This is a genomic window from Denitratimonas tolerans, assembly GCF_037203605.1.
GTDB classification, from domain to species: domain Bacteria; phylum Pseudomonadota; class Gammaproteobacteria; order Xanthomonadales; family Xanthomonadaceae; genus Denitratimonas; species Denitratimonas tolerans.
The window spans coordinates 219,988-234,430 of record NZ_JBBDHC010000003.1 but is presented as its reverse complement, the minus strand read 5'-3'; the positions used below and the strand labels follow the sequence as shown (position 1 = coordinate 234,430).

Sequence of the window (14,443 nt, the reverse complement as noted above, 5' to 3'; positions counted from 1 at the left end):
ACTATCAGCAGACCCGTGAGCTCGCCATGGCGGCGTGACTCACACCAACGAGTCTCCGGGATTCCCGGGGCGGTTCACATCCTGGTCGTATTCGAGCTCTTCGTCTTGGCTAGACAGTCTATGCCACTCGGTGGCACAATACGCGTCGATGACGCGAGTATTCAAAACTCGCTATTTCCAACGATGGATGCGCAAGACGGAGCTCACCGATGCCGTCCTGTGCAAGGCCGTTCAGGAGATGGCAGCCGGCCTGATCGACGCTGACCTCGGCGGCAGCGTGGTGAAGAAGCGCGTTGGTTTGGCGGGACGCGGCAAGCGTGGCGGCGTGCGCACGCTGGTCGCCACCAACAAGGGCAACCGCTGGTTCTTCGTGTACGGCTTCGAGAAGAACGAGCGGGCGAACATCAGCGACGAGGAACTCGAAGGCTTGCAGACCATCGCCGCCGACCTGCTGGCTCGAACAGGCCCGCAACTGGATGAAGCCGTTGCCGACGGCGCTTTGCAGGAGATTTGTCAATGACCACCAAGACCAAGAGCCGCATCCTCGAAGCCGTTCACGAAACGGCCGGCGATCTGCATCGCCTGGGATTCATCGACAAACGCAAGATGCAGAAATACGACGCCCTGTGCCTGGAGCCGGTGCAGGACTACGACGCCGAGAAGGTCAAGGCGTTACGCGAGCGATTGCACCTGAGTCAGGCTGTGCTGGCCAGCGTGCTGAACACCAGTACGTCCACCGTCCGCAAGTGGGAGGTGGGCGACAAGCGCCCCAGTGGGCCGTCGCAGAAGCTGCTGGACATCCTCGAGCGCAAGGGGCTGGAGGCCGTTCTTTGAGGCAACCTCGCCCATTGCCGCTCAGGCCCGCTGTATGGCTATTCAAGTGAGCAGAGACGGAATTGAACCGGCGTCCGTCCGCCACCACTATTCAAAAAACCAACCGTTCTCGGTTGGTTTTTTTTGCTCGTTCCCGCCAGTGTTGGCGCGGATTTCGGGCCTGGCCCGACCGATCCGTACCATCTGTTCCTGATGCTCAAGGAACTCAAGGGCATGTTGAGCTGAGGGGCGTTTTCGCCTCAGAGACCGAATCTCTCGCGCTGCTCGGATTCTGAAACCGGGTGTGCCACAGTTTGAGCGGCAGCTGGCTGGTGACGATCACCCGTGCTGCGGGTGGCAGGCCGCGGCAATGCCCGGCGGAATCGGCGGCTTTCTCGGCCGGAGCCTGCATGTTCCAGCCGCGCGCGAATCCGGCATTCCAGCGTATGGGAAGGCGCAATTGCGGCACCGTCGGCAAATTGTTGCCTGAAACCTGCCGATAAAAAAATGGGCCACCCTGCGGCAGCCCTAAGTTATTGCTTTTATTGGCGTCCCCACGGGGATTCGAACCCCGGTCGCAACCGTGAAAGGGTTGTGTCCTAGGCCTCTAGACGATGGGGACGTAAGGAGGTGGTGGAGCTAATCGGGATCGAACCGATGACCTCTACAATGCCATTGTAGCGCTCTCCCAGCTGAGCTATAGCCCCACATGCCGGAAAGACGACCATTCTAGAGGGCGATCAGGGGTGCGTCAAGGGCTTTTGATCGGGGTGATCGGGGCTGGTCGATCGAACGATCAGCCGGCCGGGCCACGGTGTCGGCCCGTTGCGGTCAGCCCTCACCCGGCGCTTCGGCTGGTCCTTGCCGCTCGTGGGTCCGGGGTGCCGTGTCGTGTTGCAGCGTGAAGGGCGAGTGCCCCTGCTCGCCGAGGTAGTCCAGCCACTTGCCGAGAAATGTGTTCATTCGCAGGCGATGGCCGAGCAGGGTGGCCGGCTCCGGGTACAGGCCGAGCGCATCCTGCCAGCGCTTGCCCACGTAGCAGTGCGTGACCTCCACCAGGCGCGCGTCGCGGTAGAGCCGCAGGAAGGCCGATGGGTCGGGCTCGCCGGTCACGGGATCGCGCAGTGCGTAGGACAGCCGGAACAGGGTGGTGTAACGGTGTCGTTCGAGCACCTGCAGGTGTACGTCCAGGCCATCGTCGATGCTCGATCGCCAGTGTGGATGCAGGCCGTGCGGCTGGAACAGGCGCTCGAACCGGGCGAAGTTTTCCGCGTACAGCCCCATCAGGTAGCCGAAGCGGCTGATGCGCGGGAAGGTCGTCGGGCGAGTGGGGGCGCGTAGCGAAGTCATGCGGCGTCAGAAGAGGTGTCGGTCGATGTTGAAGTGGGACATCACCTTGCTCGCGATCTCCTCGATCGAGGTGTGGGTGGTGCTGAGCGAAGGCAGGTTTTCCTGCCGGAACAGGGCTTCGGCGGCCTGGACTTCCCGCTGGCAGGTTTCCAGCTTCGCATAACGGCTGTCCGGGCGGCGCTGCTGGCGGATCTGGTGCAGGCGCACGGGGTCGATGGTCAGGCCGAAGAGCTTGTGGCGGTGCAGCCGCAGGCGGCGCGGCAGCTCGCCGCCTTCGAGGTCCTCCTCGGTCAGCGGGTAGTTGGCGGCGCTGACGCCGAAGTGCAGCGCCAGGTACAGGCAGGTTGGCGTTTTGCCCGAGCGCGAAACGCCCACGAGGATCACGTCGGCCTCTTCGTAGTGCGGGGCCACGCCATCGTCGTGGCTGAGCGCATAGTTGGTGGCGTTGATGCGGGTCTCGTACTTGTCGTAATCGGTCATGCTGTGGGCGCGCCCCACCGAGGGTCGGCGCATGGAACCCAGCTCCGTTTCCAGCGGCAGGATGAAGGGCGCGAACACATCCATCATCAGCGCCCCGCTTTCGGCGAGCGCGGCGGAGATGGCGCTGTCCACCACGGTGTTGACGATGATCGGGCGCAATCCGATGCGCTCGCCGGTTTCGCGCACGCGCTGCGCCGCCTGGCGCGCCTTGGACTCGGTATCGATGAACGGCAGGCGCTGGGTGGCGAACGCCACGTCGGGGAACTGGGTCAGGAGGCTGGTTCCGATGGTTTCGGCGGTGATGCCGGTGCCATCGGAGACGAAAAAGACGGGGCGCTGCGCGCTCATGCGGGGTCCTCGAAGGCGGATGGGGGCAGTGTATCGGGAGCGGCGGTACGCCTCGACGGTTCGGGACGCGTATCACATCCGCCCCGGAATGGGTGCGCCCGGGCCTGTTGCCAAGCCTTGTCAGTCCAGGTTGTGCCCCGCACAATAACGGGTCCGACGCTTTACCCGTCCGTTCCGGAGCCAACGCGTGACTTCACACATCCTGTGGCTGCACGACCTGCGCCTGACCGACCTTGCCCAGGTGGGCGGCAAGAACTCCTCCCTTGGCGAAATGATCGGCAATCTGGCGCGGCTGGGCGTCTCGGTGCCCGGTGGATTTGCCACGACGGCGGATGCCTTCCGCGAGTTCATCGCGCACAACCACCTGCACGAGCGCATCTACGCGCGGCTGGCGGCGCTGGATGTCGAGGATGTGCCGGAGCTGATGAAGGCGGGTGCGGAAATCCGCGGCTGGGTGATCGACGCGCCGCTGCAGCCGGCGCTGGATGCGGCCATCCGCGCCGCCTACGCGAGGCTGTGCGCCGACAACGGCGGCGGCGAAGTCTCGGTGGCGGTGCGCTCCTCGGCCACGGCGGAAGATCTGCCCGATGCGAGCTTCGCCGGCCAGCAGGAGACCTACCTCAACGTGACCGGTGCCGGCGACGTCGTGCACAAGGTCAAGGAGGTTTTCGCCAGCCTCTACAACGACCGCGCCATCGCCTATCGCGTGCACCACGGTTTCAAGCACGAGGACGTGTTCCTGTCCGCCGGCGTGCAGCTGATGGTGCGCTCGGACATCGGTGCGTCGGGCGTGCTCTTCACGCTCGACACCGAATCGGGTTTCCGCGACGTGGTGTTCGTCACCGCCAGCTATGGCCTGGGCGAGACCGTGGTCCAGGGCGCGGTCAATCCCGACGAGTTCTACGTCTACAAGCCCACGCTGCGTGCCGGCAAACAGGCCGTGGTGCGCCGTCAGATCGGCACCAAGCAGATCCGCATGGTCCATTCCGATGCGGCGGGCGAGCGGGTGAAGATGGAGGACACGCCGCTGGAGCTGCGCCGTCGTTTTTCCATCACCGATGCCGAGGTCGAGGATCTGGCGCGGCAGTCGCTGATCATCGAGGAGCACTACGGTCGCCCGATGGATATCGAGTGGGCCAAGGATGGGCACAGCGGCAAGCTCTTCATCGTGCAGGCGCGCCCGGAAACGGTGAAGTCGCGCGCCCGCGCCACGCAGATCGAGCGCTACAGCCTCAATGGCAAGAGCGAGGTGCTGGCCCAGGGCCGCGCCATCGGCCAGAAGATCGGTGCCGGCACCGCGCGCGTGGTGCGCTCGCTCGATGAAATGGCGAAGTTCCAGCCCGGCGACGTGCTGGTGGCCGACATGACCGACCCCGACTGGGAGCCGATCATGAAACGCGCCGCCGCGATCGTCACCAACCGCGGCGGGCGCACCTGCCACGCCGCGATCATCGCGCGCGAGCTGGGCGTGCCGGCGGTGGTGGGCTGCGGTGACGCCATGAGCACCATTCCCGACGGTGCCGAGGTGACGGTGTCCTGTGCCGAAGGCGACACCGGCCACATCTACGCCGGCAGGCTGGAGTTCGAAGTGGCCACGGCGGATCTTGAAAACATGCCGCCGGCACCGCTCAAGATCATGATGAACGTCGGCAACCCCGAGCGCGCCTTCGATTTTTCCCAGCTGCCCAACCAGGGCATCGGTTTGGCGCGGCTGGAGTTCATCATCGCGCGCCAGATCGGCATCCACCCGCGCGCGCTGCTGGAGTACGACAGACAGCCGGCCGAGATCAAGGCGAAGATCGACGAGATGAGCGCCGGCTATGCCGATCCGGTGTCGTTCTACGTGGATCGCCTGGCCGAAGGCATCGCCACCCTGACGGCAGCCTTTGCACCCAACCCGGTGATCGTGCGGCTGTCGGACTTCAAGTCCAACGAATACGCCAACCTCGTGGCCGGCAGGCAGTACGAGCCGCACGAGGAAAACCCGATGATCGGCTTCCGCGGTGCCAGCCGCTACGTGCACCCGGAATTCCGCGACTGCTTCGCGCTGGAATGCCGCGCGGTGAAGAAGGTGCGCGAGGACATGGGCCTGACCAACTGCTGGGTCATGATTCCCTTCGTGCGCACCCTGGGCGAGGGCAGGGCGGTGGTCGAGACGCTCGCCGCCAACGGCCTCAGGAAGGGCGAGAACGGGCTCAAGGTCATCATGATGTGCGAGCTGCCGTCGAACGCGCTCCTGGCCGACGAGTTTCTCGACATCTTCGACGGCTTCTCGATCGGTTCCAACGACCTGACCCAGCTCACCCTGGGCCTGGACCGTGATTCGGGCATCGTCGCCCACCTTTTCGACGAGCGCGATCCGGCGGTCAAGAAACTCTTTTCGATGGCGATCCAGACCGCCAAGCGCCGCGGCAAGTACGTGGGCATCTGCGGCCAGGGCCCGAGCGATCATCCCGACCTTGCCGAGTGGCTGATGGATGAGGGCATCGAATCGGTGTCGCTCAATCCCGACACCGTGGTCGATACCTGGCTGCGGCTGGCCAAGCTCAAGGCTGCGGGCTGAGGTCGCGCAGGCGCGCTGCATGAGACGGAACGGGCACGGCGGGGTGCCCGTTCCGGTTTGCGCTGTGGGGGGTGGCCGGATGCTTCAGGCGTCCAGCGTCAACACGAGGTGTGTCGTGCCGGCTTCGATGCAATCGAGGCGGAACCCGAGGCGCAGATAGAGCGCCTGTGCCGGATTTTCCTCGTAGACCCGCAGCCGCAAGTGACGGTAGCCGCGCGCCGCCGCCAGCCGTGCCGCCTGCCGCACCGCCCAGGTGCCGATGCCGCGGCGCTGCAGCGCGGGCAGAATCTGGAGATCGCGCAGGCCCAGCGCGTCGGCCTCGGGTGTCAGGCGCAGCATCCCGGCGATGTGCCCGTCGGCCTCGATGACCAGGTTTTCGAAAGCTTCCCAGCTCGCCTGGAAGCGCGCCGGCTCCCACGCGATGCCGCGCGCGGCCAGATAGGGTGCCATGTTCGCGCGGCCGAGCGCTTCGCAAAAGCCGCGTTCGCTGTCCGTTGCCGCCCGCAGCGCGAGTGCAAGCGCCATGACGCGCGCCGATTCAGTCGGCCAGCGCCTGCGCGAGGTCTTCCCACAGGTCTTCGACGTGCTCGATGCCGACCGACAGGCGCAGCAGGCCCGGAGTGATGCCGGCGGCGGCGCGGGCGGCTTCGGGCACCATGCGGTGGGTGAGGCCGGCCGGATGCTGGATCAGGGTATCGGTGGCACCCAGGCTGACGGCGGCGGTCATCACCTTGACCCGCGCCATGGCGCGCGCCGCAGCGTCGTGGCCGCCGCGCAGGTCGAAGGACATCAGCGAGCCGGGGCCGGACATCTGCGTGCCGACCAGGTGGCCGCCGCGCGCGCCGGGCAGGCCGGGATAGAACATCCTGGACACCGCCGGATGCGCGGCCAGGCGGGACGCCAGTTCCCGCGCATTGGCCTGCGCGGCCTCGACCCGCAGCGTGAGTGTGGGCAGGCCGCGGTGCAGCAGGTAGGCGGCGAGGGGATGCAGCAGCGCGCCGGTGGTGGCGCGCAGGGTGCGCAATTCGGCGGCGTGGGCCTGGTCGCAGCAGACCACGCCGGCGATCACGTCGCCGTGACCGCCGAGGAACTTGGTGGCGCTGTGCCAGACGTAGGTGGCACCCAGTTCGGCCGGGCGCTGCAGTACCGGGGTCGCGAAGGTGGAATCCACCAGCACCGGCACCGCACCGGCGGCTTCGACCGTGGCGCGGATGTCGATGAGGTCGAGAGTCGGGTTGGACGGGGTTTCGATGACGACCAGGGCGGTGTCGGGGCGCAGGCGCGCGGCGACCTGGCCGGCGTCGGTGATGAATTCGGCTTCCACGCCGCACAGGCCGCTGCCCAGGAGGTGATCGGAGGTGCCGTACAGCGGCCGCACCACGAGCACGTGGCGGCCGTGCCGGCTGCGCGCCATCAGTACCGCGGCAAGCGCGGCCATGCCCGAGGCGTAGGCCACGCAGGCCTGCGTGCCTTCCAGCGCCGCGATGGCACTTTCGGTGCGCGCCACCGTGGGATTGTGCAGCCGGGCGTAGATCGGGTTGGCGGCGCTGGGTTCGCCGGCGATCAGCGCGTCGAAGCTGGCGCTGCCGGTATCCAGGTCCGGAATCGGATAGGTGGTGGAGAGATCGATCGGCGGCGCGTGCACGCACAGGCGGTTGAAGTCGTCGCGGCCGGCGTGGACGGCGGTGGTCTGGAAGCGGGGCATGGCGAACTCCCTGGCGGTATTTGCCGGATATGCTAGAACGTCATTCGGCGCAGGGACACCGTGCCGCAGGATATTTCCTTATCGGCCCATCGGACCATGCTCGATCGAATCGACTACGCGCTTTTGCGCCTGCTGCGGAAGAATGCGCGGCTGCCCAACAAGGATCTGGCCGAACGGGTCGGCATCGCGCCCTCCACCGCGCTGGAGCGCGTGCGCAGGATGCGCGAGGAGAAGGTACTGCTGGGCTACCACGCCGAGATCGCGCCCGAGGCCATCGGCGTAGGGCTGCAGGCGATGGTGTCGGTACGTCTGGCGCGGCATTCGCGCGCGCTGGTGGACGGTTTCCACCGGCACCTGCTGTCGCTGCCCGAGGTGATGGCCTGCTACCACGTTGCCGGTGCCGATGATTTCCTCGCGCACGTGGGCGTGCGCGACAGCGAACACCTGCGCAGCTTCACCTTGAGCGCGTTCACCGAGCGCGAGGAAGTGGCGCACATCGAGACGCGGCTGATTTTCGAGTTCCGGCGCAACGTGGATCTGCCGCCCGGTGCGCCGGGTGAGGCGGAGTGAGCGACCCCGCCGCGCGATCGCGCTTCAGTCGATGCCGTGCCGCAGCCAGTTGATCGCTTGGCCCTCGTCGCCGAATACCGTCGCGATGATGCCCTGGTCGCGTGCGCGCATGGCGATGAGCTCCTGCACCGAGCGGTTGTCCACGCCGCGATCCACGAATGCCACCCGACAGCCGGCGAGATCGAGCTTCAGGAGTTCGTCGGCCATGCTCAGGGTCACGTCCGCGTGCGTGCTGTCGGCGAGGTTCTCGACCACCAGGATCCGCGTGGCGTCGAGGCGAAGCCGTTCTTGGACGATGGCCTTCCAGTAGGCGATGGAGACATCGAAGCTGTCGTGCGGGCCTTCCACCTGCGCGCGCAGGACGCCCGACACGAAGCTGAAATGGATCTCGAAACCATTTCCGAGGTAAACGTGTCTGGAGCTCAAGGGCGGGCGGTCACGGCAGGTGTGGAGTGAGCATGGGCGTCATCGCGGCAGCGCCGCCGACGTCCGTTCATGGCCGCACTATGCCCCAAACAGGGTACGACTGAGAACCCCGTCACAGGATCTTCAGCGGAATCCCCGCGATCCGCGCCTGCCATTCGCGCGGGCCGGTCTCGTGCACCGACGTGCCCTGAGAATCCACTGCAACAGTGACCGGCATGTCCTTGACTTCAAACTCGTAAATGGCCTCCATGCCCAAGTCCTCGAAGCCCGCCACGCGGGCTGCGCGGATCGCCTTGGAGACCAGGTAGGCCGCGCCACCCACCGCCATCAGGTAGACCGAGCGGTGCCTGCGGATAGCTTCCAGCGCCAACGGGCCGCGCTCGGCCTTGCCGATCATGCCCAGCAGGCCGGTTTGCGCCAGCACCTGCTCGGTGAACTTGTCCATGCGGGTGGCGGTGGTGGGGCCGGCCGGGCCGACGACCTCATCGCGCACCGGATCGACCGGGCCGACGTAGTAGATGAAGCGGCCCGCCAGATCGACCGGCAGCGGTTCGCCGCGGTTGAGCATGTCCACCATGCGCTTGTGCGCGGCGTCGCGGCCGGTGAGCATCCTGCCGTTGAGCAGCAGCACCTCGCCCGGCTTGAAGGTCTGCACTTCCTCGCGGGTGATCGTGTCCAGATTCACCCGGCGCGCGTTCTGCGGGCTGTAGGTGAGCGTGGGCCAGTCTTCCAGCGAGGGCGGATCGAGCGCCACCGGGCCGCTGCCGTCCAGGGTGAAATGGGCGTGGCGGGTGGCCGCGCAGTTGGGGATCAGCGCCACCGGCAGGTTGGCGGCATGGGTCGGGAAGTCCTTGATCTTGACGTCCAGCACCGTGGTCAGCCCGCCCAGGCCCTGCGCGCCGATGCCCAGCGCGTTGACTTTCTCGAACAGCTCGATGCGCATTTCCTCGATACGATTCTGCGGCCCGCGCGCGATCAGCTCCTGGATGTCGATTTCCTCCATCAGCGATTCCTTGGCCAGCAGCATCGCCTTCTCGGCGGTGCCGCCGATGCCGATGCCCAGCATCCCCGGCGGGCACCAGCCCGCGCCCATCGTCGGCACGGTCTTGAGCACCCAGTCGACGATGGAGTCGGAGGGATTGAGCATGGCGAACTTGGACTTGGCCTCGGAGCCGCCGCCCTTGGCTGCCACGATCACGTCGAGTTTGTCGCCGGCGACGATCTTGACGTTGATGACGCAGGGCGTGTTGTCTTTCGTGTTGATGCGCTTGCCGGCCGGATCGGCCAGCACGCTGGCGCGAAGCCTGTTGTCCGGATCGAGGTAGGCGCGGCGCACACCTTCGTTCACCGCATCCTCCAGCGAACCGGTGAAGCCCTCCCAGCGCACGTCCATGCCCACTTCCAGGAACACCGTGACGATGCCGGTGTCCTGACAGATCGGGCGGTGGCCTTCGGCGCACATGCGCGAGTTGATCAGGATTTGCGCCATCGCGTCCTTGGCCGCCGGCGATTCCTCGCGCTCCCAGGCGGCGGTGACGGATTTGATGAAGTCGACGGGGTGGTAGTAGCTGATGTACTGCAGCGCGTCGGCCACGGACTGGATCAGGTCTTCCTGCTTGATGGAGGTCACGGCTGCCGGAGTGGTGGCTTTTGGGGCCGGGGAGTTTACGATGGCGGCGAGCGCCGGGGCACCCCGCTTTCGTGCAAGGCAGGCCGGATCGGCGCGCAAGGCCTGCCCCAGACCATGGAGAACGCAATATGGCTTCCGAGGAATCCGGTGCCGGCTTCACCGGCATCCTGCGCGACCTGCGCAGCGCGGTGGGTGAACTGTTCACCGGCGGCAAGCTGCCCAAGGAGCGCGAACTGCCGGTCGAGGTGCTGTTCGGGCTGATCGGCTACGTGGCCAAGGCCGACAGCATCGTGACCAGCCACGAGGCCGAATTCGTCAATTCGGTGATGAAGGACATGGACCTTCCCAGCGGCGGCCTGGCGCTGGCCAATGCGGCCTTCGAGCGCGGGCGGCTGCGCCAGATCGACCTGACACACGAGGCGCGCCGCATCCAGGAGCTTTACCCGGCCGGTTCCAGCGAACTGCTGCACTGGCTGGATGTCCTGGTGGGTGTGGCCATGGCCGACGGCCGCCTCTTTCCGCGCGAGCGCGCCACGCTGGAGGAAGTCGGCGCGGCGCTGGGCTTCAGCGGTGAAACGGTGCGGCTGCGCCTGGCGGAAGTCGGCGCGCGTTGAAGCCCGCGGCCGCAGAGCGCCAATCCCTGCGCCAGCGCGTCTCGGCGCTGCGCAACCTGGGGCCGTTCCTGCGTCAGGTCTGGGAAACCAGCGCGCCGCTGACGCTGGCCACGGTGGTGCTGCGCCTCGCGCGCGCGGTGCTGCCGGTGGCCATGCTCTACGTCGCCAAGCTCATCATCGACGAGGTGATCGGGCTTGGCGGCGGGGAGTTCCACGATGGACTGCGGCAAGCGTGGAGCCGCGGCGCGCTGGATCATCTGGCGCTGCTGCTGGTCACGGAGTTCGCCCTGGCGCTGGCCTCGGACCTGCTCGGCCGCGCCGTGGGCTTCGTCGATGCGGTGCTGTCCGAACGCTACGCCAACCTCGCCAGCGTGCGGCTGATGGAGCACGCCGCGACGCTGGATCTGGAGGACTTCGAGGACGCCGACCTGCAGGATCGTCTGGAGCGCGCGCGCCGCCAGACCATGGGCCGCAGCCCGCTGCTGGGCCAGCTCTTCGGTCAGGCCCAGGATGCCGTCACCGTGATCGCCTTCGGTATTGGCCTTGTCGCCTACGCGCCCTGGCTGATCGGGCTGATCCTGGTCGCGCTGCTGCCCGCGTTCCTGGGCGAGATGCATTTCAACGCGCAGGGCTACGCGCTCAATTTCCACTGGACCCCCGAGCGGCGCGAGCTCGATTACGTGCGCCAGACCGGTGCCAGCGTGGAAACCGCCAAGGAGGTGAAGATCTTCGCGCTGGCCCCCTTCCTGATCGCGCGCTACCGGCATCTGGCCGACACCTTCCATCGCGCCAATCGCGCCCTGGCCGCGCGCCGCGCGCTGTGGGGCGGCGCGCTCTCGCTGCTGGGCACGGGCGGCTACTACGCCGCCTACGGCTACCTGACCTGGCGCACCGTGCGCGGCGATTTCACCGTGGGCGACCTGACTTTCCTGGCGGGTTCCTTCCTGCGCCTGCGTTCGCTGCTCGAAGGGCTGCTGAGCGGCTTTTCGCAGGTCGCCAACCAGGCGCTGTTCCTCGACGACCTGTACTCGTTTTTCGACATCCGCCCGGAAATCCTCTCGCGCCCCGGCGCGCGCGCGATGCCGCAGCCGATCCGCGAAGGCTTCGTGTTCGAAGACGTGGGCTTCCGCTATCCCGGTGCCGAGCGCTGGGCGGTGCGCGGGCTGTCGCTTGAAATCGGCGCGGGCGAATCGATTGCGCTGGTGGGCGAGAACGGTGCCGGCAAGACCACCCTGGTCAAGCTGCTGGCGCGCCTCTACGACCCGGACGAGGGCCGCATCCTGCTCGACGGCGTGGATCTTCGCGACTACGACCTGGACGAGTTGCGCGCGCATATCGGGGTGATCTTCCAGGACTTCGTGCGCTATCACCTCAGCGCCGCCGACAACATCGCCGTGGGCCGGATCGAGGCGCGGGACGACCGCGCGCGCATCGAGGAGGCCGCGCGCCGCTCGCTGGCCGACGCGGTGATCGCGAAGCTTCCCGGCGGCTACGACCAGATGCTGGGCAAGCGCTTCGGCAGCGGCGTGGAGCTTTCCGGCGGCGAATGGCAGAAGCTCGCCATCGCGCGCGCCTACATGCGCCAGGCCCAGGTGATGATCCTGGACGAACCCACCGCCGCGCTCGACGCGCGCGCGGAGTTCGAGGTGTTCCAGCGCTTCCGCGAGCTCTCGGAAGGGCGCACCACGGTGCTGATTTCCCACCGCTTTTCCACCGTACGCATGGCCGATCGCATCCTCGTGCTGCGGCACGGGGCGGTGATCGAGGAGGGCGATCACGCATCGCTGCTGGCGGCCGGTGGCCTCTACGCCGAACTCTTCAGCCTGCAGGCCGAAGGCTATCGCTGACACCCGCGGCGCTGGCCCGACGCGGGCCGCTGCGCGATAATTGATTGATGAGCATTCCCATCAAATCCTCCGCGGACATCGAAAAGATGCGCGTGGCCGGTCGCCTGGCGGCCGAAGTGCTGCGCGTGGTCGAACCCCACGTGAAGGCCGGCGTCAGCACCGCCGAGCTGGACCGCATCTGCCACGACCACATCGTCAACGTGCAGAAGGCGATCCCGGCCAACATCGGCTACGGCGGCGGGCACGGGCGCATCCCGTTCCCGGCGGCCACCTGCACCTCGATCAACAACGTGATCTGCCACGGCATCCCGAGCGAAGGCAAGCTGCTCAAGGACGGCGACATCCTCAACATCGACGTGACCGTCATCAAGGACGGCTGGCACGGCGACACCAGCCGCATGTACATCGTCGGCAAACCCTCGGTGCTGGCCCAGCGCCTGGTGGACGTGACCCGCGAGGCCATGTTCCGCGGCATCCGCGCGGTGCGCCCGGGCGCGCACCTGGGCGATATCGGCCACGCGATCCAGAGCTACGCCGAATCCGAGCGCTTCTCGGTCGTGCGCGAGTACTGCGGCCACGGCATCGGGCAGGTCTACCACGACGAGCCCCAGGTGCTGCATTACGGCCAGGCCGGCACCGGGCCGGTGCTGAAGAAGGGCATGGTGTTCACCATCGAGCCGATGATCAACGCCGGCGCGCGCCACTCGCGCCTCCTGCCGGACGGCTGGACCGTGGTCACCAAGGACCGCTCGCTCTCGGCCCAGTGGGAACACACCGTCGCGGTCACCGACGACGGCTTCGAAATCCTCACCCGCATCCCCGGCGACGACAACGACGCATGAGCGCGAACAGTGAACAAGCGGTTGGGAAGCAGGTGAGTACCGAGTCCGCTGAGGAATTGTTTGACAGGGCACGCGCGCTCTTTGCAAGCAGTGACCTGGTTAATCTTGTCTCCCATGCCGCATATCACTGTGCAGGGCTGCCAGAAGGCTCCCGGACGGCAGTCAATACGGAAGTCGACGAGAACGACCAGATGTTCCTGCACTCACTCCTCGAGCATAAGGATCCCGGTGCCGCTCTTGCCCAGTATTACTCCATTGGCATTCAGCAGCATGCGCTGATGAGTCAGTTGATAAAGGCGATCAAGACCGGGGAAGAGAAGCTCCGGGTTCTTGATTTTGCCTGCGGACATGGGCGTGCCCTGAGGTTTGCCGTATTGAACCGGAGCGACATCGATCTTCACGCATCGGAAATCCAGGAAGACGCGCTTGATTTCATAAGCCGACGGTTGGGCGTGCCGGTGATGAAGTCCGCGATCCATCCGGCGGACTTTCACTGCGAGGAAACCTTCGACCTGATCTGGGTCGCGTCCCTGTTTTCCCACCTGCCCGGCGCGCTATTCGAGCCCTGGCTGGCGAAGCTGCTGTCCATGCTTTCCCCGCGAGGCATCCTGTGCTTCAGCACCAAGCCGATGGCCGATGCGGCGGCGACGACCGGCGAAGGGCTTGAATACGCTGGTACAAGCGAATTGACGCCGCTCAGCTCCGAGCACTACGGAACCACGCATGTGACTCGCGATCATGTCGAAAGGATGGTTGCGAGACTCGACACGAGGGTCCGAACGGTCTGTCTTGAGCGCTGTCTGGCGCACGAGCAGGATCTGTATCTTTCCAGCAGATCGCAGGTCATCGATCTGCATTCGCTCGGCCGCAGCCTGACTCGTGGGACATGGGGTTGGCTGGATATCAAGAGCGTGGATGAGGCGGGAAGACTCATGCTTGAAGGCTGGGCGCTGTCCCTCGACAAGAATTTTCCGCTCAAGGGTGTGCGAGTCTGGATCGATGACTTTGAGTTCCTGATTGAGCCGGATATCGAGAGGGGCGATGTGGTGGACGCCATTGGCGCCGGCGTATCGCGTGATTGCGGGTGGCGGTACGAATCCGATCGTCCCGTATCGGCCGGATCGAGGTTAGCTGTCACCGCCGAATCGGGTGCCTACACACACGTGGTCTACGTAGGCGTCGTCTGATGACCGCACACATTCCGACATGTCCGGTCCGGCGTGTTGCCTCTGATGGCTACTTTGCGCTTCTGGCT

General features: G+C 66.3%; 14 protein-coding genes and 2 tRNA genes. 8 read left to right on the top strand and 8 right to left on the bottom strand.

Going from position 1 to position 14,443, the window contains the following annotated elements; all coding sequences use genetic code 11:
• Positions 1-148: 148 nt before the first annotated feature.
• Complete coding sequence (locus tag WB794_RS03655) at positions 149-520, top strand: type II toxin-antitoxin system RelE/ParE family toxin (RefSeq protein WP_337334483.1); 372 nt, start codon at positions 149-151, stop codon at positions 518-520.
• The gene (locus WB794_RS03650; RefSeq protein WP_132000218.1) at positions 517-834 is read left to right on the top strand and encodes a helix-turn-helix domain-containing protein; all 318 of its coding nucleotides are present in this window, start codon (positions 517-519) and stop codon (positions 832-834) included. Before WB794_RS03655 ends, WB794_RS03650 begins: the two co-directional genes overlap by 4 nt.
• 525 nt (positions 835-1,359) lie before the next feature.
• Here the strand turns inward: WB794_RS03650 and WB794_RS03645 are convergent.
• The 4 genes from WB794_RS03645 to ppsR form a co-directional block, all read right to left on the bottom strand.
• A tRNA-Glu gene (locus WB794_RS03645) sits at positions 1,360-1,435 on the bottom strand.
• A gap of 9 nt (positions 1,436-1,444) precedes the next feature.
• Positions 1,445-1,520 (bottom strand) — tRNA-Ala (locus WB794_RS03640).
• 124 nt (positions 1,521-1,644) lie between these two features.
• Positions 1,645-2,163, bottom strand: a complete 519-nt coding sequence (locus WB794_RS03635) for a DUF1249 domain-containing protein (protein WP_337334482.1) — start codon at positions 2,161-2,163, stop codon at positions 1,645-1,647.
• A 6-nt stretch (positions 2,164-2,169) separates the two neighbouring features.
• Positions 2,170-2,991, bottom strand: a complete 822-nt coding sequence (gene ppsR, locus WB794_RS03630) for a posphoenolpyruvate synthetase regulatory kinase/phosphorylase PpsR (RefSeq protein ID WP_337334481.1) — start codon at positions 2,989-2,991, stop codon at positions 2,170-2,172.
• A gap of 187 nt (positions 2,992-3,178) precedes the next feature.
• Here ppsR and ppsA point away from each other — a divergent pair, with 187 nt between their 5' ends.
• Positions 3,179-5,554: a phosphoenolpyruvate synthase gene (ppsA, locus tag WB794_RS03625; protein WP_337334480.1), complete on the top strand. Its 2,376-nt coding sequence runs from the start codon at positions 3,179-3,181 to the stop codon at positions 5,552-5,554.
• Positions 5,555-5,638: 84 nt separating this feature from the next.
• Here the strand turns inward: ppsA and WB794_RS03620 are convergent, their stop codons facing one another.
• Together WB794_RS03620 and WB794_RS03615 are read right to left on the bottom strand one after the other, a co-directional pair.
• Positions 5,639-6,079 carry a GNAT family N-acetyltransferase gene (locus WB794_RS03620; protein WP_337334479.1) on the bottom strand — a complete coding sequence of 147 codons (441 nt, stop codon included), beginning with the start codon at positions 6,077-6,079 and terminating at the stop codon, positions 5,639-5,641.
• Between the two features lie 13 nt (positions 6,080-6,092).
• A complete protein-coding gene (locus WB794_RS03615) occupies positions 6,093-7,259 on the bottom strand; it encodes a trans-sulfuration enzyme family protein (protein ID WP_337334478.1) in 1,167 nt (388 codons plus the stop codon).
• Between the two features lie 96 nt (positions 7,260-7,355).
• Between WB794_RS03615 and WB794_RS03610 the strand changes: the two genes are divergently transcribed.
• Positions 7,356-7,829, top strand: coding sequence for an Lrp/AsnC family transcriptional regulator (locus WB794_RS03610; RefSeq protein WP_337334477.1), 474 nt, complete (start codon positions 7,356-7,358; stop codon positions 7,827-7,829).
• A 24-nt stretch (positions 7,830-7,853) separates the two neighbouring features.
• Here the strand turns inward: WB794_RS03610 and WB794_RS03605 are convergent, their stop codons facing one another.
• Positions 7,854-8,255: a hypothetical protein gene (locus WB794_RS03605; RefSeq protein ID WP_337334476.1), complete on the bottom strand. Its 402-nt coding sequence runs from the start codon at positions 8,253-8,255 to the stop codon at positions 7,854-7,856.
• 112 nt (positions 8,256-8,367) lie between these two features.
• Positions 8,368-9,885: a fumarate hydratase gene (locus WB794_RS03600; RefSeq protein ID WP_337334475.1), complete on the bottom strand. Its 1,518-nt coding sequence runs from the start codon at positions 9,883-9,885 to the stop codon at positions 8,368-8,370.
• A gap of 128 nt (positions 9,886-10,013) precedes the next feature.
• Here WB794_RS03600 and WB794_RS03595 point away from each other — a divergent pair, with 128 nt between their 5' ends.
• Genes WB794_RS03595 through WB794_RS03580 form a run of 4 tightly spaced genes read left to right on the top strand, consistent with a single transcriptional unit; the run spans position 10,014 to position 14,375 of the window.
• Complete coding sequence (locus WB794_RS03595; protein ID WP_337334474.1) at positions 10,014-10,499, top strand: TerB family tellurite resistance protein; 486 nt, start codon at positions 10,014-10,016, stop codon at positions 10,497-10,499.
• A complete protein-coding gene (locus tag WB794_RS03590) occupies positions 10,496-12,346 on the top strand; it encodes an ABC transporter ATP-binding protein (protein WP_337334473.1) in 1,851 nt (616 codons plus the stop codon). The genes WB794_RS03595 and WB794_RS03590 overlap by 4 nt, the downstream gene beginning before the upstream one ends.
• A 47-nt stretch (positions 12,347-12,393) precedes the next feature.
• Entirely contained in the window at positions 12,394-13,188 is a 795-nt protein-coding gene (gene map / locus WB794_RS03585) for a type I methionyl aminopeptidase (protein ID WP_337334472.1), read from the top strand.
• Positions 13,185-14,375, top strand: coding sequence for a class I SAM-dependent methyltransferase (locus tag WB794_RS03580; protein ID WP_337334471.1), 1,191 nt, complete (start codon positions 13,185-13,187; stop codon positions 14,373-14,375). Before map ends, WB794_RS03580 begins: the two co-directional genes overlap by 4 nt.
• Positions 14,376-14,443 lie beyond the last annotated feature (68 nt).